Origin of the sequence: Microbacterium sp. NPDC089696, assembly GCF_044749125.1 — a bacterium.
Lineage (GTDB): Bacteria > Actinomycetota > Actinomycetes > Actinomycetales > Microbacteriaceae > Microbacterium.
On record NZ_JBIVHF010000002.1, the window covers coordinates 1,172,161 to 1,193,449 of the forward strand.

Annotated in this window: 19 protein-coding genes; 11 read left to right on the forward strand and 8 right to left on the reverse strand. The window is 70.5% G+C overall.

Annotated elements, in window-relative coordinates; genetic code table 11:
- Positions 1-55: 55 nt before the first annotated feature.
- On the forward strand, positions 56-1,570 hold the full coding sequence (locus ACIPY8_RS16015; protein WP_400820188.1) for an amino acid permease: 1,515 nt from the start codon (positions 56-58) through the stop codon (positions 1,568-1,570).
- Positions 1,571-1,705: 135 nt separating this feature from the next.
- Here the strand turns inward: ACIPY8_RS16015 and ACIPY8_RS16020 are convergent, their stop codons facing one another.
- Together ACIPY8_RS16020 and coaBC are read right to left on the reverse strand one after the other, a co-directional pair.
- Positions 1,706-3,883 carry an ATP-dependent Clp protease ATP-binding subunit gene (locus ACIPY8_RS16020; RefSeq protein WP_400820191.1) on the reverse strand — a complete coding sequence of 726 codons (2,178 nt, stop codon included), beginning with the start codon at positions 3,881-3,883 and terminating at the stop codon, positions 1,706-1,708.
- A gap of 72 nt (positions 3,884-3,955) precedes the next feature.
- The gene (coaBC, locus tag ACIPY8_RS16025; protein WP_400820194.1) at positions 3,956-5,170 is read right to left on the reverse strand and encodes a bifunctional phosphopantothenoylcysteine decarboxylase/phosphopantothenate--cysteine ligase CoaBC; all 1,215 of its coding nucleotides are present in this window, start codon (positions 5,168-5,170) and stop codon (positions 3,956-3,958) included.
- Between the two features lie 96 nt (positions 5,171-5,266).
- Here coaBC and ACIPY8_RS16030 point away from each other — a divergent pair, with 96 nt between their 5' ends.
- Positions 5,267-5,965, forward strand: coding sequence for an NRDE family protein (locus ACIPY8_RS16030; protein WP_400820197.1), 699 nt, complete (start codon positions 5,267-5,269; stop codon positions 5,963-5,965).
- A gap of 19 nt (positions 5,966-5,984) precedes the next feature.
- On the opposite strand, the gene ACIPY8_RS16035 is transcribed toward ACIPY8_RS16030, so the two are convergent.
- On the reverse strand, positions 5,985-6,977 hold the full coding sequence (locus tag ACIPY8_RS16035; RefSeq protein WP_400820199.1) for a GlxA family transcriptional regulator: 993 nt from the start codon (positions 6,975-6,977) through the stop codon (positions 5,985-5,987).
- Between the two features lie 90 nt (positions 6,978-7,067).
- On the opposite strand from ACIPY8_RS16035, the gene ACIPY8_RS16040 reads away from it, so the two are divergent.
- The 3 genes from ACIPY8_RS16040 to ACIPY8_RS16050 all read left to right on the forward strand — a co-directional run bounded on the left by ACIPY8_RS16040 (position 7,068) and on the right by ACIPY8_RS16050 (position 8,403).
- The gene (locus ACIPY8_RS16040) at positions 7,068-7,229 is read left to right on the forward strand and encodes a hypothetical protein (RefSeq protein ID WP_400820201.1); all 162 of its coding nucleotides are present in this window, start codon (positions 7,068-7,070) and stop codon (positions 7,227-7,229) included.
- A 92-nt stretch (positions 7,230-7,321) separates the two neighbouring features.
- Entirely contained in the window at positions 7,322-7,918 is a 597-nt protein-coding gene (locus tag ACIPY8_RS16045) for a hypothetical protein (RefSeq protein WP_400820203.1), read from the forward strand.
- Positions 7,919-7,932: 14 nt separating this feature from the next.
- Positions 7,933-8,403, forward strand: a complete 471-nt coding sequence (locus ACIPY8_RS16050; protein ID WP_400820205.1) for a hypothetical protein — start codon at positions 7,933-7,935, stop codon at positions 8,401-8,403.
- Positions 8,404-8,422: 19 nt separating this feature from the next.
- Here ACIPY8_RS16050 and ACIPY8_RS16055 read toward each other — a convergent pair whose 3' ends face one another.
- Together ACIPY8_RS16055 and ACIPY8_RS16060 are read right to left on the reverse strand one after the other, a co-directional pair.
- Positions 8,423-9,634 (reverse strand): glycosyltransferase, encoded by a 1,212-nt coding sequence (locus ACIPY8_RS16055; RefSeq protein ID WP_400820208.1) that lies wholly within the window; start codon positions 9,632-9,634, stop codon positions 8,423-8,425.
- A 9-nt stretch (positions 9,635-9,643) separates the two neighbouring features.
- Positions 9,644-10,879, reverse strand: coding sequence for a glycosyltransferase (locus ACIPY8_RS16060; RefSeq protein ID WP_400820210.1), 1,236 nt, complete (start codon positions 10,877-10,879; stop codon positions 9,644-9,646).
- Between the two features lie 146 nt (positions 10,880-11,025).
- On the opposite strand from ACIPY8_RS16060, the gene ACIPY8_RS16065 reads away from it, so the two are divergent.
- The 3 genes from ACIPY8_RS16065 to ACIPY8_RS16075 all read left to right on the forward strand — a co-directional run bounded on the left by ACIPY8_RS16065 (position 11,026) and on the right by ACIPY8_RS16075 (position 12,376).
- Positions 11,026-11,616 carry a hypothetical protein gene (locus ACIPY8_RS16065; protein WP_400820212.1) on the forward strand — a complete coding sequence of 197 codons (591 nt, stop codon included), beginning with the start codon at positions 11,026-11,028 and terminating at the stop codon, positions 11,614-11,616.
- A 9-nt stretch (positions 11,617-11,625) separates the two neighbouring features.
- Complete coding sequence (locus ACIPY8_RS16070) at positions 11,626-11,757, forward strand: MarR family transcriptional regulator (protein WP_400820379.1); 132 nt, start codon at positions 11,626-11,628, stop codon at positions 11,755-11,757.
- 133 nt (positions 11,758-11,890) lie between these two features.
- On the forward strand, positions 11,891-12,376 hold the full coding sequence (locus ACIPY8_RS16075) for a hypothetical protein (protein WP_400820214.1): 486 nt from the start codon (positions 11,891-11,893) through the stop codon (positions 12,374-12,376).
- Between the two features lie 13 nt (positions 12,377-12,389).
- Here the strand turns inward: ACIPY8_RS16075 and ACIPY8_RS16080 are convergent, their stop codons facing one another.
- Positions 12,390-12,800: an MmcQ/YjbR family DNA-binding protein gene (locus ACIPY8_RS16080; protein WP_400820217.1), complete on the reverse strand. Its 411-nt coding sequence runs from the start codon at positions 12,798-12,800 to the stop codon at positions 12,390-12,392.
- A gap of 65 nt (positions 12,801-12,865) precedes the next feature.
- Between ACIPY8_RS16080 and ACIPY8_RS16085 the strand changes: the two genes are divergently transcribed.
- On the forward strand, positions 12,866-14,209 hold the full coding sequence (locus ACIPY8_RS16085) for a DUF2252 domain-containing protein (protein WP_400820220.1): 1,344 nt from the start codon (positions 12,866-12,868) through the stop codon (positions 14,207-14,209).
- A gap of 38 nt (positions 14,210-14,247) precedes the next feature.
- Here the strand turns inward: ACIPY8_RS16085 and ACIPY8_RS16090 are convergent, their stop codons facing one another.
- Entirely contained in the window at positions 14,248-17,241 is a 2,994-nt protein-coding gene (locus ACIPY8_RS16090; protein WP_400820222.1) for an alpha-mannosidase, read from the reverse strand.
- A gap of 157 nt (positions 17,242-17,398) precedes the next feature.
- Between ACIPY8_RS16090 and ACIPY8_RS16095 the strand changes: the two genes are divergently transcribed.
- Positions 17,399-18,430, forward strand: coding sequence for a LacI family DNA-binding transcriptional regulator (locus ACIPY8_RS16095; protein WP_400820224.1), 1,032 nt, complete (start codon positions 17,399-17,401; stop codon positions 18,428-18,430).
- Positions 18,431-18,459: 29 nt separating this feature from the next.
- On the opposite strand, the gene ACIPY8_RS16100 is transcribed toward ACIPY8_RS16095, so the two are convergent.
- Entirely contained in the window at positions 18,460-19,770 is a 1,311-nt protein-coding gene (locus ACIPY8_RS16100) for a glycosyl hydrolase (protein WP_400820226.1), read from the reverse strand.
- A 212-nt stretch (positions 19,771-19,982) separates the two neighbouring features.
- Here ACIPY8_RS16100 and ACIPY8_RS16105 point away from each other — a divergent pair, with 212 nt between their 5' ends.
- Positions 19,983-21,287, forward strand: a complete 1,305-nt coding sequence (locus ACIPY8_RS16105) for an ABC transporter substrate-binding protein (protein ID WP_400820229.1) — start codon at positions 19,983-19,985, stop codon at positions 21,285-21,287.
- Positions 21,288-21,289: the final 2 nt, after the last annotated feature.

Consider the following 21,289-nt stretch of genomic DNA (forward strand, 5'->3'; position numbering starts at 1 on the left):
GGCGTCGACGTTTGTCAGGGACACTGCGCGACCACCCCGACCTAGAATCGTCCGCATGGCAATTCTGCGAAGGATTAAGTCCGTCGAGCAGTCGATGGCCGAGACGCACGACGAGAAGCGGTCACTCAAGCGCTCGCTCGGCGTCTGGGACCTCGCCGTCATGGGCGTCGCGGTCGCGGTCGGCGCCGGCATCTTCTCGGTGGGCGCCGAGGCCTCCGCCCGGCACGCCGGCCCCGCGGTGATCCTCTCCTTCGTGATCGCCGCGGTCGTGTGCGGCCTCGCGATCCTCTGCTACGCCGAGTTCGCCTCGTCGATCCCTGTCGCAGGCTCCGCCTACACGTTCACGTACTCGACCCTGGGCGAGTTCCTCGCCTGGATCATCGGCTGGGACCTCATCCTCGAGATGCTCATGGCCTCGGCCGTGATCGCGAAATACTGGGGCGTCTACCTCGGGGATGCCGTGTCGCTGTTCGACCTGCAGATCCCCATGACCCTGCAGCTCGGACCGCTGAGCTTCGACTGGGGTCCCGTCGTGATCGTCGCGATCTTCACGACCCTCCTGGCCCTCGGCACCCGACTGTCGAGCCGTGTGAACAGCGTCTTCACGATCATCAAGGTCGCGATCGTGCTGTTCGTCATCGTGGTCGGCTTCTTCTTCGTCAACAGCGCCAACTACTCCCCGTTCGTCCCGCCGACGCAGGAGGGCGTCGCGACCGAGAGCGCCTGGACGCAGTCGCTGTTCTCGTTCATGACGGGCGCCGACCCGACGCTGTACGGCGTGTTCGGCATCCTCTCCGGCGCCGCACTCGTGTTCTTCGCGTTCATCGGATTCGACGTCGTCGCGACGAGCGCCGAGGAGACCAAGGACCCGAAGCGCACGGTGCCGCGCGGCATCATCCTCGGCCTCATCATCGTGACGGTGCTCTACGTCCTCGTCGCGATCGTCATCACGGGCATGGTGTCGTACACCGAGCTCGCGAAGCTCGACGAGCCGTCGCTGTCGAGCGCGTTCGAGCTCGTCGGCGCGACGTGGGCCGCGCAGGTCATCGCGATCGGCAGCCTCATCGGCCTCACGACCGTGGTCATGGTGCTGCTCATGGGCCTCGCCCGCGTCGTGTTCGCCATGAGCCGCGACGGCCTGCTCCCCCGCTCGCTCAGCGTCACCGACGCCAAGCGCGGCACCCCGATCCGCATCCAGCTCATCGTGGGCGTCACCATCGCGATCATCGCGGGGTTCACCGACGTGCAGGTGCTCGGCGACATGATCAACATCGGCACCCTGTCGGCATTCGTGCTCGTGAGCATCGGCGTGCCGATCCTGCGCAAGACGCGCCCCGACCTGGAGCGCCCGTTCACGGTGCCGCTGTCGCCGTGGCTGCCGTGGGTCTCGGCGATCGCGTGCTTCTGGCTCATGCTGAACCTCAGCACCGAGACCTGGGTGCGCTTCGCGATCTGGCTGGCGCTCGGCCTCGTGATCTACTTCGCGTACTCGCGACGTCACTCGCTGATCGGACGGGAACTCGAAAAGGATGCCCTCGGCGGCATCCACCGCCCACCGATGTCCCGCTGACCCGCATCGCGTCGACACCCCACCTGGTCGCCGAAGCCCCACCGGAGATACGCGATTCCGGTGGGGTTTCGGCGCTCCTGTGGGGTGTCGGCGCTCGGCGCGGCTGGACCTCGGCGCGGCTAGACCTCGGCGCGGCTAGACCTGGACCGGCTCCTCGGGGCTCGTGGCGGTGAGCACGAGGGCCGTACCGTCGGCCGCGACGTCGACGCGCACCGTGTCGCCGTCGTGCACGCCGCCCGACAGCAGCGCGGTCGCGAGCTTGTTCTGCACCTCGGTCTGGATGAGGCGTCGCAGCGGCCTCGCGCCGAACACCGGGTCGTAGCCGCGCTCGGCGAGCCACGACCGCGCGTCGGGGGTGACCGCGAGCGACAGCCGACGATCGCGCAGCCGCTCGTGCAGCTGGTCGACCGACAGCTCGACGATCTGCGCGAGATCGTCTTCGCTGAGCGCCTGGAACATGACGATGTCGTCGAGCCGGTTGAGGAACTCGGGACGGAACGCCTGCCGCACGAGCGCCATGACCTGCTCACGCTTCTCGTCGGGCGTGAGGGTCGGATCGATGAGGATCGGCGACCCCAGGTTCGAGGTGAGGATGAGGATGACGTTCGAGAAGTCGACCGTCCGGCCCTGGCCGTCGGTCAGCCGACCGTCGTCGAGCACCTGCAGCAGCACGTCGAACACCTCGGGGTGCGCCTTCTCGACCTCGTCGAGCAGCACCACGCTGTAGGGGCGACGGCGCACGGCCTCGGTGAGCTGTCCGCCCTGCTCGTAACCGACGTACCCGGGAGGGGCTCCGACGAGCCGTGACACCGAGTGCTTCTCCCCGTACTCCGACATGTCGATGCGCACCATGGCGCGCTCGTCGTCGAAGAGGAAGTCGGCGAGGGCCTTCGCGAGCTCGGTCTTGCCGACTCCGGTCGGGCCGAGGAACAGGAACGAGCCGGTCGGACGACCGGGGTCGCTGATGCCCGCCCGCGACCGGCGCACGGCGTCCGACACCGCCTTCACGGCATCCTTCTGCCCGATCAGCCGGCGGCCGAGCTCGGACTCGAGGTGCAGCAGCCGCTCGCTCTCGCCCTGCAGCAGGCGGCCGACCGGGATGCCCGTCCACGCGGCGATCACGGCCGCGATGTCCTCGTCCGTGACCTGCTCGTTGACCATGCGCGGCTCGGACGACGCCGTCGCCTCGGCCTGCTCTGCTTCGGCGATGTCGCGCTCGAGGCGCTTGATGATCTCGTACTCGAGCTTCGAGGCGCGCGTGTAGTCGGCCTCGCGCATCGCGAGGTCGCGCTGGGTGACGGCGTCGTCGAGCTGCTTCTTGAGCTCGCCCACGCGGTTGAGGCCCTGACGCTCGCGCGCCCACCGGGCCTCGAGCTCGGCGAGCTGCGCCTCCAAACCGACCAGCTGCTCGCGCAGCGCACCGAGACGCTCCTTCGAGGCGGCATCCTTCTCGCGCTTGAGGGCGAGCTCCTCGAGCTTCATGCGGTCGACCTGGCGCTTGAGCTGATCTATCTCGACGGGAGAGGAGTCGATCTCCATCTTGAGACGCGACATCGACTCGTCGATCAGGTCGATCGCCTTGTCGGGCAGTTGCCGCGCGGGCAGGTAGCGGTTGGACAGGGCGGCCGCCGCGACGAGCGCGCTGTCGGAGATCGTCACACCGTGGTGCGCTTCGTACCGGCCCTTGAGGCCGCGGAGGATCGCGATCGTGTCCTCGACCGTCGGCTCACCCACGTAGACCTGCTGGAAGCGGCGCTCGAGCGCGGCATCCTTCTCGATGAACTCGCGGTACTCGTTGAGAGTCGTGGCGCCGATCAGGCGCAGCTCGCCGCGAGCGAGCATGGGCTTGAGCATGTTCGAGGCCGCGACGGACCCCTCGCCGCCGCCCGCGCCCATGAGCACGTGCAGCTCGTCGATGAAGGTGATGATGCGGCCATCGGACTCGGTGATCTCCTTGAGCACGCTCTTGAGCCGCTCCTCGAACTGCCCGCGGTACATGGCGCCGGCGACGAGGGCGGAGATGTCGAGCGACACGAGCTCCTTGTCCTTGAGCGACTCGGCCACGTCGCCCGCGACGATCCGCTGCGCGAGGCCCTCGACCACGGCGGTCTTGCCGACGCCGGGCTCGCCGATCAGCACGGGATTGTTCTTGGTGCGCCGGGTCAGCACCTGGCTGACGCGACGGATCTCGCTGTCGCGGCCGATCACGGGGTCGAGCTTGCCCTGGCGGGCGCGGTCGGTGAGATTGATCCCGAACTGCTCGAGGGCGGACTGCTGGTCGTCGTTCTGCGCGGTGCTCTGTGGGCCTGGCATCTGTTCCTCCTGAGGAGACTCCTGTTCGTCGATTCCATCCACCCGGCAAAGTTGAGTGGACTTGACTCAAGTTTAGCGTACGGCGACGACGGCGTCCAGAATCACCCGGGCGACCTCGCGCTTGCTGCCCGCGGCCGACGCGACGACCTCGCCGCCCTCCCCCACGACCTCGACCGCGTTGTCGGCGGACTCGAAGCCGCGCTCGGCGTCGACGAGGTTCACCGCGAGCAGGTCGACGCCCTTGCGCTCCCGTTTGCGCCGCGCACGCTCGCGCCGGGCGTCGGCGCTCTCCGCCGTCTCGGCCGCGAACGCCACGATCGTCTGCCCCGGTGCCGCGCCGCCGGCCGCACGCGACGCAGCGAGCCCCGCGACGACGTCCTCGTTCTCGACGAGGTCGATGCTCGTGAGCGCACCTGACTCCTTCGTGAGCTTCTGCTCCGACACGGTCGCCGGCCGGTAGTCCGCGACGGCGGCGGCCATGACGATCACGTCGGCCTCAGGCGACAGCCGCTTCATGGCGGTGGCCAGCTCAGCCGCGGTGCTGACGCGCTCGACCACGACCGACGGATGCCGGCACTCGGCGGTCACGTCGGCCGAGACGTGCGCGGCGACGAGCGTGACGGCGGCTCCGCGCGCAGCGGCCTCCGCCGCGAGCGCCGCGCCCTGTCGCCCGCTGGACCTGTTGCCGAGGAAGCGCACGGGGTCGAGGGGTTCACGCGTCCCACCCGCCGACACGACGACCCGCAGTCCTGCGAGGTCTTGAGGCGCGAGCAGAGCGTGGGCGGCCTCGGCGATCTGCTCGGGCTCGACCATGCGCCCCGGCCCGCTGTCCCCGCCAGCCAGCTCGCCGTCGGCAGGACCGACCAGGTGGATGCCGCGCGCCGTGAGCGTGGCGATGTTCGCCTGCGTGGCGGCGTTGCGCCACATCTCGGCGTGCATCGCGGGCGCGAGCAGCACCGGGGCCTCGGTCGCGAGCAGGGTCGTGCCGAGCAGGTCGTCGGCGATGCCCGCCGTGATCTTCGCGATCGTGTTCGCGGTCGCCGGCGCGACGATCACGAGGTCGGCGTTCTGCCCGAGAGCGACGTGCCGCACCCGGGCGACGTCGTCGTGCACGCTCGTCGTCACGGGGTGCCGACTGAGCGCCTCCCAGGTGGGCGTGCCGACGAAGCGCAGCGCATCCTCGGTCGGCACGACCGTCACCTCGTGTCCGCTCTTCGTGAGCAGCCGCACCAGGTGCACTGTCTTGTATGCGGCGATTCCACCCGTGACTCCGACGACGATGTTCACGATTCGATTCTGCCCCACGGGAGGCGTCCCGCGGCGAGCGTCCGTCGTCGACGCCGTCTCGGCGCGCGCTCTCGAGCATCGACCTAGACTGGAATCGTGTGCACGGTGGTGATCGATGTCGCGGATGCCGCGAACGCCCGGCTGCTCGCGGTGCGCGACGAGGATCCGCAGCGGGAGTGGGACGCCCCCGGCGACTGGTGGCCCGACCGCTACCCCGGCGTCTCCGGGATCCGTGACCGCCGCGCGGGCGGTGCCTGGCTCGCTGTGAACCCCGCCGAGCGCCGACTCGCCGTGCTGCTCAACCGCGCCGACGTGGCGGAGATCCCGGGCGGACACGCCCAGTCCCGCGGATCGCTCGTTCTCGAGTCCGTCTCGGGCCGCTCGCCCGAGGCGCCGTTGCCGATGCACGGGTTCAACCTGCTGGAGGTGCGACCGGAGGGCGCCCGCGTCCTGAGCTGGGACGGCGTCGACCTGCGCGAGACCCCGATCGCTCCCGGCATACACATGATCGCTCATGACGATCTCGACGACGCGGCGACCCCGCGCATCGAGACCTGGCTCCCCGAGTTCCGCACGCTGGGCCCGGCCGCCGACCTCGACGACTGGGCCGCCGACTGGACGGCGCTGCTCGGATCCTCGTCGCGACTCGACCCGGAGGACGACCGCGCGATCATCCGCGACAATCGCCCGCACGGCTACCCGACGCAGTCCCTGCTCTACTGCACCGCGTCCGTGACGCCGAAGGGCATCGTGCTCGACTACCGCGCGCTCGCCCACGCGGGTCACTGGGACTGACCGCGGGACGAGAGGCCGGTCAGGCCGCCGTCGGCGCAGGGGTCCCCTGGGCCTCGAGGTCGAGGGCGCACGAGAATCGGGCGCGGTAGGCGGTCGGCGTCGTGCCGAGCACGCGGGCGAAGTTCTGACGCAGCACGGCCGCCGACCCGAAGCCGCACTCCTCGGCGATCCGGTCGAGAGGGAGGTCGCTGCGCTCCAGCAGGCGCTGCGCATGCAGGACGCGCTGGCGGGCGAGCCACGCCGCCGGAGTCGCGCCGTACTCGGCCTTGAACCGCCGTGCGAACGTGCGGGGCGACATGAGCGCGCGGGCCGCGAGCTGATCGACGCCGAGGTCGTCGCGCAGGTGCGCGACCGCCCAGTCGGACACGGCGGCGAGCGAGTCGTTCGGCACGACGGGGATCGGCCGGTCGATGAACTGCGCCTGACCGCCGTCGCGCTGCGGGGGCACGACCATGCGCCGCGCGATGCGATTCGTCAACTCGGCTCCGAGCTCCTGACGCAGCAGGTGCAGGCAGGCGTCGATCCCCGCCGCGGTGCCGGCGCTCGTGATGATGCGGCCGTCCTGCACGAACAGGACGTCGGCGTCGATGTCGATCTGCGGGTACATGTCCGCCATGACGTCGGAGTACATCCAGTGCGTCGTGGCGCGGCGGCCGTCGAGCACGCCCGCCGCCGCGAGGATGAACGATCCGCTGCAGATCGTGAGGACCCACGCACCGCGCGCGACGGCCTGCCGTGCGGCGTCGACGAGCAGCGGGTCGATCTGCGACCAGTGCTCGCGGGGCACGGGGCAGAAGATCACGAGGTCGGCCTCGTAGGCGTAGGCGAGGTCGTGCTCGACGTTGATGGAGAACCCCAGCTTGGACTGGACGACGCCGGGATGCGGTGCGATCACGCGGAAGTCGAAGTTCGGGACGCCGTCGTTCGACCGATCGAGCCCGAAGGCCTCGCAGGCGAGGCCGAACTCGAAGGGCGCGAACCCGTCTTGCACCACGCAGGCGACGGTCTTCATGAGGGCTCCTCGGAGGGTTGGCAGTTTTCGTGCGTTCAGAGTCTAATCTGCCACTCGTGGCCGATCAAGAGCGACCGTAGCGTTTCTGCCATGATCCTCGTCATCGCACTCCTCGCTCTTGCCGCCTGGGCGGCCGTCGCGACCGTCGTCGAACTCCGCCGGGACGGGTACCGGCAACGTCCGACCGACTGGTCCCGCGTCCGCGGCCGGGAGGCACTCGACGCCGCGGAGAGCGGCCACGGGTACCGGTGAGGCGTCCCACCCTTCGCCGCCCCGGCTCCGCGCACCCGCGCTTCATCCGACGTTCTCCCTGGATGCCGGAACACCGGACTACGCTCGACAGCATGAGCGAGCAGCAGCCCCCCGGACAGCCGCAGGGAACGCCCCCGATGCCGCCCTCCCACCCCGGGCAGCAGTACGCCGGACAGCAGTACCCCGGGCAGCAGTACCCCGGGCAGCAGTACCCCGGACAGCAGTACCCCGGGCAGCCGTACGCCGGACAACCGCAGCAGGGGCAGGCGCAGTACCCCGCCCCGCACGCGCAGGGGGCACCGCAGTACGCGTCAGGGCCTCCCTCCGCGCCCGGGTACCCCGCCGCACCGGGCTCGCCGACAGCCCCCGCATCCGGAGGCGCACTGGGCCGGGTCGCCTTCGTGGTGGCACTGGCGTCGCTCGCCGTCGGACTCCTCGTGACGCTCACCTTCCCGCTGCTCGTCCGCTCCGTCGGCTACAGCACCACCGCGATCGGCGCCGTCACGAGCATCGGCAACGGACTCGTGTTCGTGATCTCGATCGCGGCGATCGTGCTCGGGCTCATGGCCGTGCGGCGCCCGAAGCAGCAGATCTTCGCCGGGATCGCGATCGGCATCGCCGGGTCGGAGATCATCGGACTGCTCGTCTCGTGGGCGAGCAACGCCGTCCTCGCACTGCAGTACCTCTGAGCCCGGGAGCCATCATGAGCGATCCGCAGCAGTACCCGCACACCCCGCACACCCCGCAGGCCCCCGCGGGCCAGCCCTACGGCCAGCCCCCGCAGTACGCCGCAGTCCCGCAGTACAACCCAGTCCCGCAGTACAACCCGGCCCCGCAGTACCCCGGTCAGCCGAACGCACGGCCGGCGGGCAACGCACTCGGCCGCGTGGCGTTCATCGTCGCCGTCGTGGTGTTCGGGATCGGACTGCTGTTCACGATCGTCTCGCCGCTGCTCTACTCGGGCGGCCTGTACGAGATCGCGGATGCGCTCGCGGGCGTCATGAACCTGCTGCTGATCCTCGGCGGGGCGGCGGCCCTCGTCCTCGGGATCATCGCGCTGCGCCGCCCGGCGCCGCATCTGCTCGCCGCCATCGCGGTCGGCATCGCGGGAGCATCCGTCGCGGGACGCGTGGTCTCCCTGATCTCGAACGTGTTCTACATGTTCGGGTTCTGACCGCGACCGCGGCCCGCACTCATCCCCGGTCGGCGAGCACCCGCTCGTAGACGTCGACCATCGCGGCCGTGCGCGACGACTGACGGAACGCCTCGGAGACCTCGCGCATCGGCACCGGCGACTCCCCGGAGGCGATGTCGGATGCCGCACGACGCAGCGTCTGCACGAGCCCGGCCGCGCGCTGCTCCTCGGTGCCGGCCGCACCGGGCACGGCCCACAGCCCGCCACCGAGCTCGGCCGCGATGTCGGGGTCGCAGATGACGGACGGCGTGCCGAGCGTGGCGGCCTCGAACGGGGTCATCCCCTGCGTCTCGAAGCCGATCGAGGTCTGCACGAGAGCATCCGCCGCGGCGATGCGCGCGAGCGTCTCGGGGTAGCTGAGCTTGCCGACGAAGCGCACGTGCGGTCGCCCCGCGACGATCTTCTCCGCGGCCGCGCGCTGCGCTCCGCCCCCGATGATCTCGAGCTCGGCGTCGACGTCGGCGGTGACGAACGCGCGCAGGAACGGCAGCAGTCGCTTCTCGGGGCTCATGCGTCCGAGCCACACGAACCGCGGACGCCCGGACTCCCGCTCGGCGGGCGCGGCGGCGAGCGTCTGCTCGCGGATGCCGTCGTCGATGCCGTTCCACACCACGTCGACCGGGGAGAACACGCCGTGCTCCTCCAGCCGTCGGGCGAAGTGCGTCGACGGCGCGGTGACCGCCGAGGCGCCGCGAGCGATGCCGCGCAGGAACGCCCAGCCGTCCGAGCCGCCGATCGGCGGGACCGCTCCGCGCAGAGCGGCACGGCGCCAGAGGTTGAGCGCGGCGAGGACGGGCCGGTGCAACGGCGTGACCGCCGCGATGCCCACGTCGACGCGGTTGTGCATGGTGTGCACGACCGGGATGCCGTGACGCGCGGCGTACCGGTGGCCGATGAACGCACCCCAGAAGTCGGCCTGGACATGCACGAGATCGACCGGCGGACGATGCGTCATCGCGCGGTCGAGGTGCCGGTCGGTCGTGCGACCGGGCCAGCTCATCGAGTACTCGCGGTCGAGCGTGATGGGCATCGACGGCAGGTCGACGTTCGCGGGGTCGGCGACGGCTGCGGCCCTGGCTCCGTGCATGCGCGGAGCGACGACCGTGACGGTGTGGCCCGCGCGCTCGAGGAACTCCCGCTGCAGACGCATCGACACCTGGGCCCCGCCGAGCGAGTCGAGGTGCTGGTCGCCGAAGAAGACGATGTGCATGTCGACCGACTACTGCGGGAGGGGTTCGTCGCGGTACAGCGCCTCGAACGTGTCGAGCGTGCGGTTGATGTCGTGGATCGCGACGCCGTCGAGCGACGCCTGCTGCATGCGCTCGTACTCCGCGGCGTCCGCCGTGAAGACCCGGGTGAGACGCTCGGCGAGGGCGTCGGCGTCGCCCGGCTCGAAGAGATAGCCGTTCTCGCCGTCGTGCACGAGGTGCGGCAGCGCGACGGCATCCGCCGCGACGATCGGCAGCGCCGAGGCCATCGCCTCCATGGTCGCGATGGACTGCAGCTCGGCGATCGACGCGATCGTGAAGACCGAGGCGCGGGACAGCAGCGACCTCAGCTCCTCGTCGGTGGTGCGGCCGTGGAACGTGACGCGATCCGCGAGTCCGAGCTGCGCGGTGAGGTTCTCGAGCTGCTTGCGCTGGTCGCCGCCGCCCACGATGTCGAACGTCACGTCGAGCGCGGGGTCGAGCTTCGTCATCGCCTGCAGGATGACCTCGACCTGCTTCTCGGCGGTCAGGCGACCGACGAACACCATGCGGTTCTTCTCGCGGGGCCCGATGACCGGGGTGTACTGGGAGCGATCGATGCCGCAGCTCACCGGGATGACACCCTGCAGGTCGATCGTGCGCTCGAGGAAGTCCGCGGCGCGACGGGTCGGCGTCGTGACGGCGCGCGTGAGGCCGAAGGTGCGCTTGGCGTCGGCCCACGCGAAGCGCAGGACGAGATCGTCGACCCACTTCGGCATGGTCGTGTGGTCGAGGATGTTCTCGGCCATGACGTGGTTCGTCGCGATCACCGGGATGCCGCGCTGATGCGCGATGCGAGCGAGCCCGCGGCCGATCACGATGTGCGACTGGATGTGCACGACGTCGGGCTGCACGGCGTCGAGCACCGTGCGCGCGTAGTGCTTGGACCGCCACGGCCAGACGAAGCGGAGCCAGTCGTGCGGCGCCCAGCGCACCGACGGAAGGCGGTGCATCGTCATCGGCTCGCCTTCGATGACCTCGGTTCGTGCCGGGGTGCGGCGGTACGCCACGTTCGGAGCGACCACATGCACGTCGTCGCCGCGCTGCACGAGACCGGCGGCGAGGCGCTCGGCGAAACGGGCGGCGCCGTTGATGTCGGGGGCGAACGTGTCGCAGCCGATGAGGATGCGCAGCGGGCGCTCACCCGGGGTCGGGGAGGCGGTTGCGGCGTCGGGAGCGCTCGTCGGATCGGAGGGAGAGGAAGACATTCTGCCTATCGGTACGGCGGCCAGGGAGCCCGATCTGGGCGCTGGCCACTCTACCCGAGCCCCCTGATCGCCCCGCCGAGGCGTACCGGAGCCCGGCCACACCGGGTTCTCGCGCATCCCGCAGGATTCCCCCGTAGCGTGGGGTCATGCGACTCACCTCCGACGCCGACCCGCAGCAGTGGCTCCCCGTGACCGACTCGCTGGGATGGAAGGGGCGCCGTCACCGCAAGGCCGCGATCCGGATGCTGCTGGGCCAGGCGAACGCCGCGCTCGGTGCGACCGAGCGCCCGGGGTCGCGGTTCGGCGCCTGGGCGATGAGCCAGGCCGCGCCTCTCCTCATGAAGCGCGCCGACGGACGCGTGCTCGTGTGGACGTGGAGGGCCGACCCCGAGCTCGTCGTCGCGATGGCGACCGTGCAGACACTGACCCCCGAGGTGCGCATCGCCCGCGCATCCATGCCGATGGACTACGACGACACGGAGTCGTTCCGGACGCGCTGGCTCGGCGCCGGCGAGAAGCTCGTGGTCGCGATGCCGCCGTCGCCGGCCTCCCCGCCGTTCACGACGTACACCTGGGACACCGGCACGCACCTCATCACGCTCACGGCCGTGTGCAGCGACCGCGAGCGCTTCGGGACGCTGGACGGCGCGCTCGACGATCTCGCCCGCAGCATCCGCGTCGCGGACGAGCTGACGGGCGGCGAGTCGCCGGACGTGCTGCGTCTCGGCCCGGCGTGACGAGCGTCGATCGAGACGAGAGATCGTGACGGCGGGGTCTCCCCCCGCAACATCACCGGTCTCGTCGACGCCCTGGAGAAGACCGGGCACGTGCGCCGCGCGCCGCATCCCACCGACCGCCGGCCGTCCTCGTGGAGCTGACGCCGTCGGCGGTCGAGACCATGACGCGGATGCAGCAGGAGCACGCCGACCTCGACGACTCCCTGACGGGGGCCGTCGCGCCGAGCGACCGGCCGTTCCCACCGGCGGCACCGGGATCGCGTACCACCGCCCGTTGCTGACGATCCTCATCGTCTTCATCGCTCTGTCCGCCGTGGAGATCCCCCTCGTCGACCTGATCGTGCACCGCTGGCCCGCCGTGCGGATCCCCCTGCTCATCCTCGGGATCTGGGGCGTGACCTGGATGATCGGACTGCTGTGCGCCATGCTCATGCGTCCGCACACGGTCGGACCGGAGGGCGTGCAGGTGCGCAGCGGACTCGACTCGGAGGTGCCGATCGGGTGGGACGACATCGCGTCCGTCGCGATCTCCCGCCGCGTGGACGAGCCCAAGCAGCGCCGCATCTCGGACGGAGAGTACGCGGAACGCGTGCAGGACGAGACGAACATCGAGATCGAGCTCGAGCATCCGATCGCCATCCGACTGCCCGGAGTCCACCCCAAGGGCGGCGTGCACACGGTCGACCGCGTGCGACTGTGGGCGGACGACCCGCGAGCCTTCCTCGCCGCCGCGCGGCCGTTCCTGACCGCCGGCTCGTGAGCCCCTGCCCGCGCTACGCCAGCCCGCGCTCGTCCAGCCACTTCTTCGCGACGAGCACCGGCGCCCGTTCGAGCCACGCGTCCGCGATGATCTCGGCGAGCCGATCGCGGTCGATGACGTCGAGGATGACGAGCAGCCCCGCGTACCCGTCGAAGTGCGGGATGCTGAACAGCGTGTCGGGCTCGGCGGCGAGCAGCGCCTCCTTCTCCTCCAGGCTGCCGACCCGCACTCCCAGCACTGGTCCGTCCGGCCAGGTGACCCCCAGCGCCGCGAGCTGGCGCAGATCGGTGGCGGTCGGCCCGCGGACCCACGCGATCTGACCGTTCGGGAGCCGCCAGCCGGGCTCGCCGGTATGCCCCCCGATGCGCTCGGTCACGCCGGGGAGAGCGAGCGCGATCGCGCGGACGTCCTCGATGGTCGCCATCCCGCTATCGTCCTCCTGCACGGCTGCTGCCACAATGGCCGCATGAGCATCGCGACACACCTCTCATGAGCACCGTGTGGGCCGCTCCCCGCACCGCGTCCGAGCTGCTGTCCGCCGGCGCCGACGCCCGTAAGCGCACACCCCGACGCGCTCTCGCCGCGCTCTCGACGGCACCGCGCGATCCGCTCGGCATCCTCGAGGCTCAGAACCGTTCGCGCATCCCCGATCTCGTCCCCCTGCGCGCGGAGCGCATGTCGGCCAGCCCCTTCGCGTTCTACCGCGGCAGCGCGGCCCTCATGGCCGCCGATCTCGCGGACGCGCCGCACAGCGGCATCCTCGTCGCCTCGTGCGGTGACGCCCACGTCTCGAACTTCGGGTTCTACGCGTCGGCGCAGCGCAGCCTCATGTTCGACCTCAACGACTTCGACGAGGCGGCGTGGGCGCCGTGGGAGTGGGACGTCAAGCGCCTGGTCGCCAGCATCGTGATCGGAGGACAGGCGACGGGACGTCCCGACTCCGTGATCGACGAGGCCGCTCTCGCGGCGACCGGCGCGTACGTGCGCGGCATCCGGAGGGCGAGCGCGCTCAGCCCCACCGCCCGCTACTTCACGCACTTCGACGTCGAGTCCACGAAGGGCATGCTCGACAAGGCGTCACGACGGGCGATCCGCAGCGCGGTCACGCAGGCGCAGAAGCGCACGGGCGATCGCGCAGTGCGGCGGCTCACCGAGATGGACGCCGAGGGGCGGCGCCGCTTCCTCGCCGAGGAGCCGACGACCACGCCGATCGACGAGCAGCAGCGCGCCCAGGTGCACGAGCTCGTCGGCCAGTACCGCCGCACCGTGAACCCCGACGTCGCTCTGCTCTTCGAGCACTACACCGTGAGCGACGTCGCCCGCCGTGTGGTCGGGGTCGGCAGCGTCGGCACCCGATGCTTCCTCGTGCTCTTCCAGGACGGCGACGGCAACACGCTCCTGATGCAGCCCAAGCAGGCGTCGCAGAGCGTGCTCGTCGAGTACGGGCGCATCGCGCAGCCGGAGGCGCTGCAGGGTCTGATCGACGCGCACGGCGAGGGAGCGCGGGTCGTGGCGATGCAGCGCATCCTGCAGGCCCTGTCGGACCCGTTCCTCGGGTACCTGCGCAGCTCCGTCGCCGATTTCTACGCCCGCCAGTTCCACGACATGAAGGGCAGCGTCGACGTCGAGGAGCTCGAGGACGGACCGTTCGTGACCTACGCGCAGGCGTGCGCGGCGACCGTCGCCCGAGCGCACAGCCAGTCGGTGACGGCCACCGAGGTCGCGGGGTACATCGGCGGAGGACGGGCGGTGGCGACGGCGATCCTCGACTGGGCACGCGGCTACGCCGAGGTGTCGCTCGCCGACCACGTCGCCTTCCGCGCCGCGCACTGAGAGCCCCGCACTCGACGGGAGATCCGGGCCGCGCGGACTCAGCGCACGATGCGGAGCGTGCGCACCTCGAACGGACGCAGCGTCAGCTCCCCGCCGAGGCGCGCATCGTCGATCGCGTCCTCGATGAGCGAGACCTCACGGATCTCGGAGTGCTCGAACCCGACCGTGAGCGTGCCCGTGGTTCGTCGCCCGAGAGCCTCGTAGAGGCGCACGATCACGTCACCGGAGCCGTCGTCCGCGAGCTTGACGCCGGAGACGACGATGCCGCGCCCCTCGACCGCCACGAGCGGCTCGACCTCGCGAGCCCCGCGCACGACGCTCGGAAGGGCGTTGAACACGATGCCCTCCGTCGTCGCCACCTCGGCATCCGCGCCGATCACGAAGCCGACCTCGATGGCGTGGTGTCCGTGGTCCGTCTCGGGATCGGGGAAGCGCGGTGCGCGCAGCAGCGACAGCCGCACGATCGTCGTGACCGCGTCGCCGTCGACATCGCGCGTCGTGTCGTAGCCGTAGATCGAGTCGTTCACGAGCGCGACGCCGAAGTCCGCCTCCCGCACGAGCACGAAGCGGTGCATCGAGGTCTCGAACTTCGCGGCCTCCCAGCTCGTGTTCGTGTGCGTGGGACGCGCCTGGTAGCCGAACTGCGTCTCGGCCTCGGTGTGCGCGGCCTGCACGTCGAGCGGGAACGCGAGCTTGAGCAGCTTCTCAGTCTCGTTCCAGTCGACGTCGTTGCGCAGCACGACGGTGCGCGAGCCGGGCGCGAGCACGATCGTCTGCGTGATCGTCGACTGCGAGAACTCCCGCACGACCGTGAGGCTGGCGACGCCCTCGACGATGGAGGCCGAGATCGACGAGGCCTTCGTGAGGTCGGTGACGCTGTTGCGGTAGTAACGGTCGATGTCCCACGCATCCCACATGTTCGGGAAGTCCTGGTGCAGCTGGAAGAGGTTGGCGGCGCGCCCCCCGGCGACGGCCTCGCGCCCCGTGCCCTTGTCGACGGCCGACACGATCAGCCCGTCTCCGGAGACGAGCACCGAGACGAGATCGTTCTCGAGACGCCAGCCGCCGGACTCCTCGGTCAGCGCGACCGGCGTGGCCGACGAGTCCTCGACCCACGATGCCCCGAGAGCGCGACCGGTGCCCACAGACGTCGGCGTGAACCGCAGCTCCCGGTCGCCGTCGCCCGCGAGGGACCGACGCGCGGCATCCGCGATGTCGCGAGCATCCGACAGCACGTCGCCGAGCACCTCGACGGCCTCGCGGTGCACCCAGGCGATCGACGTGCCGGGCAGGATGTCGTGGAACTCGTGCAGCAGCACGGCCTCCCACAGCCGGTCGAACTCGGCCTGCGGGTAGGCGGCGCCGGTGCGCACGGCATCCGTCGCCGCCCACAGCTCCGCTTCGACGAGTGCATGCTCGGCCCACCGGTGCAGCGCCTTGGTGGCGTGCTGGCTCGTGAGCGTGCCCCGGTGCAGCTCGAGGTAGAGCTCGCCGACCCACACCGCGGGGTGCGCGATCTCGGCCCGCGCCTTCTCGAAGAACGCATCGGGATGCTCCCACTCGACGCGCGCGCTGCCCTCGAGATTCTGCAGTCGCGCGGCCTTGCCGGTCATCTCGCGGGTCGTGCCGCCGCCGCCGTCGCCCCAGCCGACCGGGGCGATCGATCGCGAGGACACACGGTTCTCCTTGAACTGGCGGGAGGCCTTCGCGACCTCCATGCCGCTCAGCTGCGAGTTGTAGGTGTCCATCGACGGGAAGTGCGTGAACACCTGCGAGCCGTCGATGCCCTCCCACAGGAAGGAGTGGTGGGGGAAGACGTTCTGCTGGTTCCACGAGATCTTCTGCGTGAAGAACCACTCGAAGCCGGCGCGGCGCATCAGCTGCGGCAGCGCCGGCGAGTATCCGAAGCTGTCCGGCAGCCAGACGCCCTTCGAGCGGATGCCGAACTCGCGCTCGAAGAAGCGCTGCCCGAAGGAGAACTGCCGCACGAGCGACTCACCGGTGGGCATGACGGTGTCGGACTCGACCCACATGCCGCCGAGCGGCAGGAACCGGCCCGCGGCGACCGCCGCCGCGACGCGTTCCCAGACCTCGGGGCGGTGCTCCTTGATCCAGGCGTACTGCTGCGCGCTCGACATGCCGTACAGGAAGTCGGGCTGCTCGTCGATGAGGCTCGTCATGGACGACGTCGTGCGCGCCACCTTGCGGATGGTCTCGCGCACCGGCCACAGCCAGGCGGAGTCGATGTGGGCGTGGCCGACGGCCGAGATCCGGTGCGCGCTCGCCTCGGCGGGGGCCGCGAGCACGTCCGCGAGCCGTGCTCGTGCCTCCGGTGCCGTCTCGACGATGCGCTGGAGGTCGAGCACGTCGAGCGCATCGTCCATCGCCTGGAGGATGCTCATGCGGCGGGGCGAGGTCGGAGGCAGTTCGGCCTGCAGCTCGAAGAGCACTTCCAGGTCGAGTGCGAGGTCGAAGACATCCTGTTCGAAGACCGCGAGGTCGATACGACGGGTGCGATAGAGCGGCTCCGGCGAAGAGGTGCGGATGTCGCCCTGCTGCGTCGGGAGGAAGGGGTGGTAGTCGAGCAGCACGGGGTTGGCGGCGGCCTCGAGGTACAGTTCGACCGGTTCGTCGCCGTGCGCGGCATCGGCGATCGGCACCCACTGGTTGCGCGGGTTGACGCTCTTCACGGGCGAGCCGTCCGCCCGGTAGACGAGAGCTTCGCACTGGAACCCGGGCATGTTGATGTCGAAGCCGAGGTCGATCACGGCCTCGACGCGGCGGCCGGCCCAGTCCGCGGGGACGGCGCCGGTGAGGCGGAACCAGGTCGTGCTCCAGGCAGGGCCCCAGGCGGCGGGGACGGCCGCGGCGGTGAACTCGAGCGCGAGCCCGTCGGCCGGGGCGATCGGCTCGCCGGGGAGCTCATGGACCGCGATCTCGAGGGGCACGGAGGCCGAGTGGACGGCGGGGCGGATCCGTTCGTCGAGGACGCGCTTGACGCGGCCGACGGTGAGGGAGGTGTCGTCATGCATGGGGGTGGTCTCCGGGCTCGACGGTGAGGGGGCGGACACCGCGATGCGGTGTCGTCCGACGATGCTATCCGATTTACTAAAGCGATCTAGCACATTCGTCGAAACGATACGGATGCTCTTGTCGGCAGGCTAAACCGATCAAGTAAGGTGAGGGACTATGAGCCCGGCGAAACGCGTCACGATCGCCGATATCGCGCGCATGGCCGGGGTCTCCCCCGGCGCCGTCTCGTTCGCCCTCAATGGACGTCCCGGCGTCAGCGAGGAGACCCGGCAGCGCATCCTGGCGATCGTCGAGGAGAACGGCTGGCAGCCCAGCTCGGCCGCACGGGCCCTCGTGGGCGCACGCGCCAACACGGTCGGCTTCGCCCTCGCCCGCCCCGCCCGCTCCCTCGGCTCCGAAGCGTTCTTCACCGACCTCATCGCCGGCATCGAGTCACGCCTCTCCGAGAGCAAGGTGAGCCTGCAGCTCCGGCTCGTCAGCGGCATCGCCGAGGAGATGGAGGTGCACCGGCAATGGCGCTCCTCCAACCAGGTCGACGGCATGATCCTCATCGACCCGCGCGACGACGACCCCCGCGGCGAGCGCATCCTGGCGCTCGACGCCCGCGCCGTGATGATCGGGTCCGAGCCGTCGCCCGCGGGCGCGGTGCCGCGCGTCTGGATCGGCGACGACACCGTGGCGGAGGCCCTCTTCTCGTATCTCGCCGCTCTGGGCCACTCGCGCATCGCGTACGTCGCCGGGCCGGCCGAGCTCGAGCACACGCGGCTGCGCGCCGAGGTGCTGGAGCGCATGGCGTCCGACGGCGTCGACGGCGAGGTCATCACGACGGACTTCTCCCCTGCGCGCGCCTCGGCCGTCACCCGCACACTGCTCTCGGCCCGGACGTGCCCCACCGCGATCGTCTACGACAACGACGTGATGGCCGTCGCCGGGCTCCGCGTCGCGCAGGAGATGGGCAGGGCGGTGCCGCGCGACGTGTCGCTCGCCTCGTTCGACGACTCCGTGATCGCCGGACTCATCAATCCCTCGATCACCGCGATGACGCGCGACACCTTCGAGCTCGGAGAGCGCGCCGCGACACTGCTGCTGCAGCAGATCGAGGCGGGTGCGAACCTGCCCAGCGTCGAGGGCCCCACTCCGACGCTGACCGTGCGCGAGAGCACGGCGCCGCCCGCCCACGCCGGCTGACGGCATCCGTCCCGGCGCCGGGGCTCGGATCAGGCCTGCACGACGGTGTTGACCGAGCCGTAGCGGCCCACCCCGCTCGCCGAGAGATCGGGACGGACCAGGTGTCGGATGCCGCGGGCGTCGAGCGCCGTCGCATCCAGGGCGTCGCGCGAAGTGACGAGCGCGGGGTCGAGTCCTGCCGCGCACGCGTCGACCCAGGCCTGGAACACCGCGCCGCCGGGGCTCAGCGCCGCGCGACTGACGGGCACCTCCCGCTCGTCGACCTCGACCACGATCGCCGTGTCGCGCTCGGGGGCCGCCGTGCGCTGACGGAGCTCGGGGATGAGCTCGGCCAGGCGACGACCGAGCGGCTTCGCAGCCCCGCTCTGGTCGATCAGACCGAGGGAGTACTCCAGCTCGGGGAAGTCGCCGAGCTCGCGGCTCACGTCGTGCGAGCACCACCAGGTGACGCCCCAGAGGTTCGCGGTGCGCGCGGCCGAGCGCACGGTCGCCTCGAGGAACCCGGGCATCTCGTCCTCCGCGAGGCAGTTCGACGGGGCGCCGACCTCCTGCAGCCAGACGGGCCGGTCCGCGTCGGTCGCGAACGCGCGAGAGAGTTCGATCAGGTACTCGGCGTGCCGGTCCGAGGCCACCGACCGGCCACCGTAGCGCTGCGCCGTGCCGTTGAAGATCCAGGAGTGGATCGTCGTCATCGCGCCGAGACGCGAGGCGTGCGCGGGCGTGAAGCCGTGGTCGTCCATGTACCAGACCGCGTCGTACTCGCTGTGCACGTGCGGCAGTCCCGGCGCCGCCTGCTCGGCCGCATCGAGCAGCGCCGAGATCCATCCGCCGGCCTCGTCCTGCGTGACCGGCCAGGGCGACGGGTGCGTGTGCGCGGAGAACTGATTGACCTCGTTGCCGAGCGTCAGCCCGAGGAAGTTCGGGGCGTCGCGCAGCGCGCGTCCGAGGCGATCGACGAGCGCGACCTGTCCGCTCAGCGCCCGCGCATCGGTGAACATGTTCTTGTCGTGCCAGGTCCCGAGCCAGGAGGGCACGAAGTCGAAGCTCGACAGGTGCCCCTGGATCACGTCGACGCTCGCATCCATCCCGAACTCCGCCGCGATGTCGATCACCGCGCGGACGTCGTCGACCGCCTTGTCGCGGATGAACGTGCGGTTGGGCTGCAGCACGGTCCACAGCGGGAAGACCCGCACGTGGTCGAGACCGAGCTCCGCGAGCGCGGCGAAGTCGCGGCGGACGTCGTCGGGCTCGAAGTCCAGCCAGGAGTGCATCCAGTCCTTCGACGGCGTGTAGTTCGCCCCGAATCTCAGGGGAGCGTCGAGGGCGCCGCGCTGCGTCATGGGTCAGGACCTTTCGGACGGGGTCCTCCGGCGAGGACGGATCGGATCACTATAACGCTTGAGCGACAATGCGCCTACCGCCGCCTGCGTGCCGGCCCGAGCCGGCCACGAAGAGCCTTGACAGGCGCGAGTTCGGATGGTTTCATCTGCTAAAGCGTTGCAGTCCGCCGAGCGGACCCACGCCGAATCGCCCGCCTCGAGGAAGAAGCACGATGAGAATCCCGACACGCATTGCCACCGTGGCAGCCTTCAGCATCGGCGTCCTGGCGCTGACGAGTTGCACCGGAGGAGGGGGCGGGGCCGGCGGCGACAGCGGCCCCATCGACACGTCCGGCGAGCTGAGCGGCTCGATCCAGTTCCAGACGTGGTCGCTCAAGAACGAGAAGTTCACGCCCTACTTCGAAGACCTCATCGACGCGTTCGAGAAGGAGCATCCCGACGTCTCGGTCGAGTGGCTCGACCAGCCCGGCGACGGCTACCAGGACAAGATCCTCAGCCAGGCCAACGCGAACACCCTCCCCGACGTCCTCAACCTCCCGCCGGACATCGCCTACCCGCTCGTCGCGGCCGGCAAGCTGCTCGACGTGAACGCGGCGGACCCCGACCTGAAGGACGTCTACAACACCGGCGCCTGGGCGTCCTACAGCGAGTACCCCGGGGTCGAGGGCACCTACGGACTCCCCTGGTACCTCTCGAGCGACGCATCCTGGTGGAACCTCGCGCAGCTCGCGCCCTACGGCGTCACCGCGGACAACCTCCCCACGACGGTCGACGAGCTGCTGACGCTGGCGGAGACGGTCGCGTCGGAATCGGGTGGCAAGGTCCAGCTGCTGTCGTCGATCCCGGGTCTCGACACCTTCACGTCCGCGGGCATCGAGGTCATCGACGACAAGGGCGAGTTCGTCTTCAACACCGACGAGGCCGCGGCGATCGTGCAGGCGTACGCCGACGCCTACGCGGCGGGGGCGATGCCGGCCGAGGCGCTCACGGGCGACTACGGCGGCAACGCGGAGGCGTACATCCAGGAGAAGGTGGCCTTCACGACCGGCGGCACCGGCTTCACCACCGATCTGCAGAAGGATGCGCCCGCGCTGCTCCAGAACACCGTCGCGACGCAGCGTCTCGGCATCCCGCCGCTGTACGTGCAGGGCGTCAACGTCTCGGCCGACTCCGACAACAAGGCCGCGGCTCTCGCGTTCGCCGAGTTCGTCACCGACGAGGAGAACCAGGTCGCGTTCTCGTCGCTCGCCGTGGGCACGGCCCCCGGCACGACCTCGGGAGGCGACACCGTCGTCGACAACATCTCCGCCTCGGTCACCGACCCGAAGCAGCTGGCCGCGATCGACACGGTCTTCACCGCGATGCAGGACGCCAAGGCGCTCCCGTTCCAGTGGACGTCCGACATGGCGACCTACATGACCCAGCAGATCGCCCTCGCGATCAACGGCGAGGCCGACCCGAAGACGCAGCTCGACAAGATCGTCGAGTACGCGAACGCGAACCGGGTGGACCAGTAAGC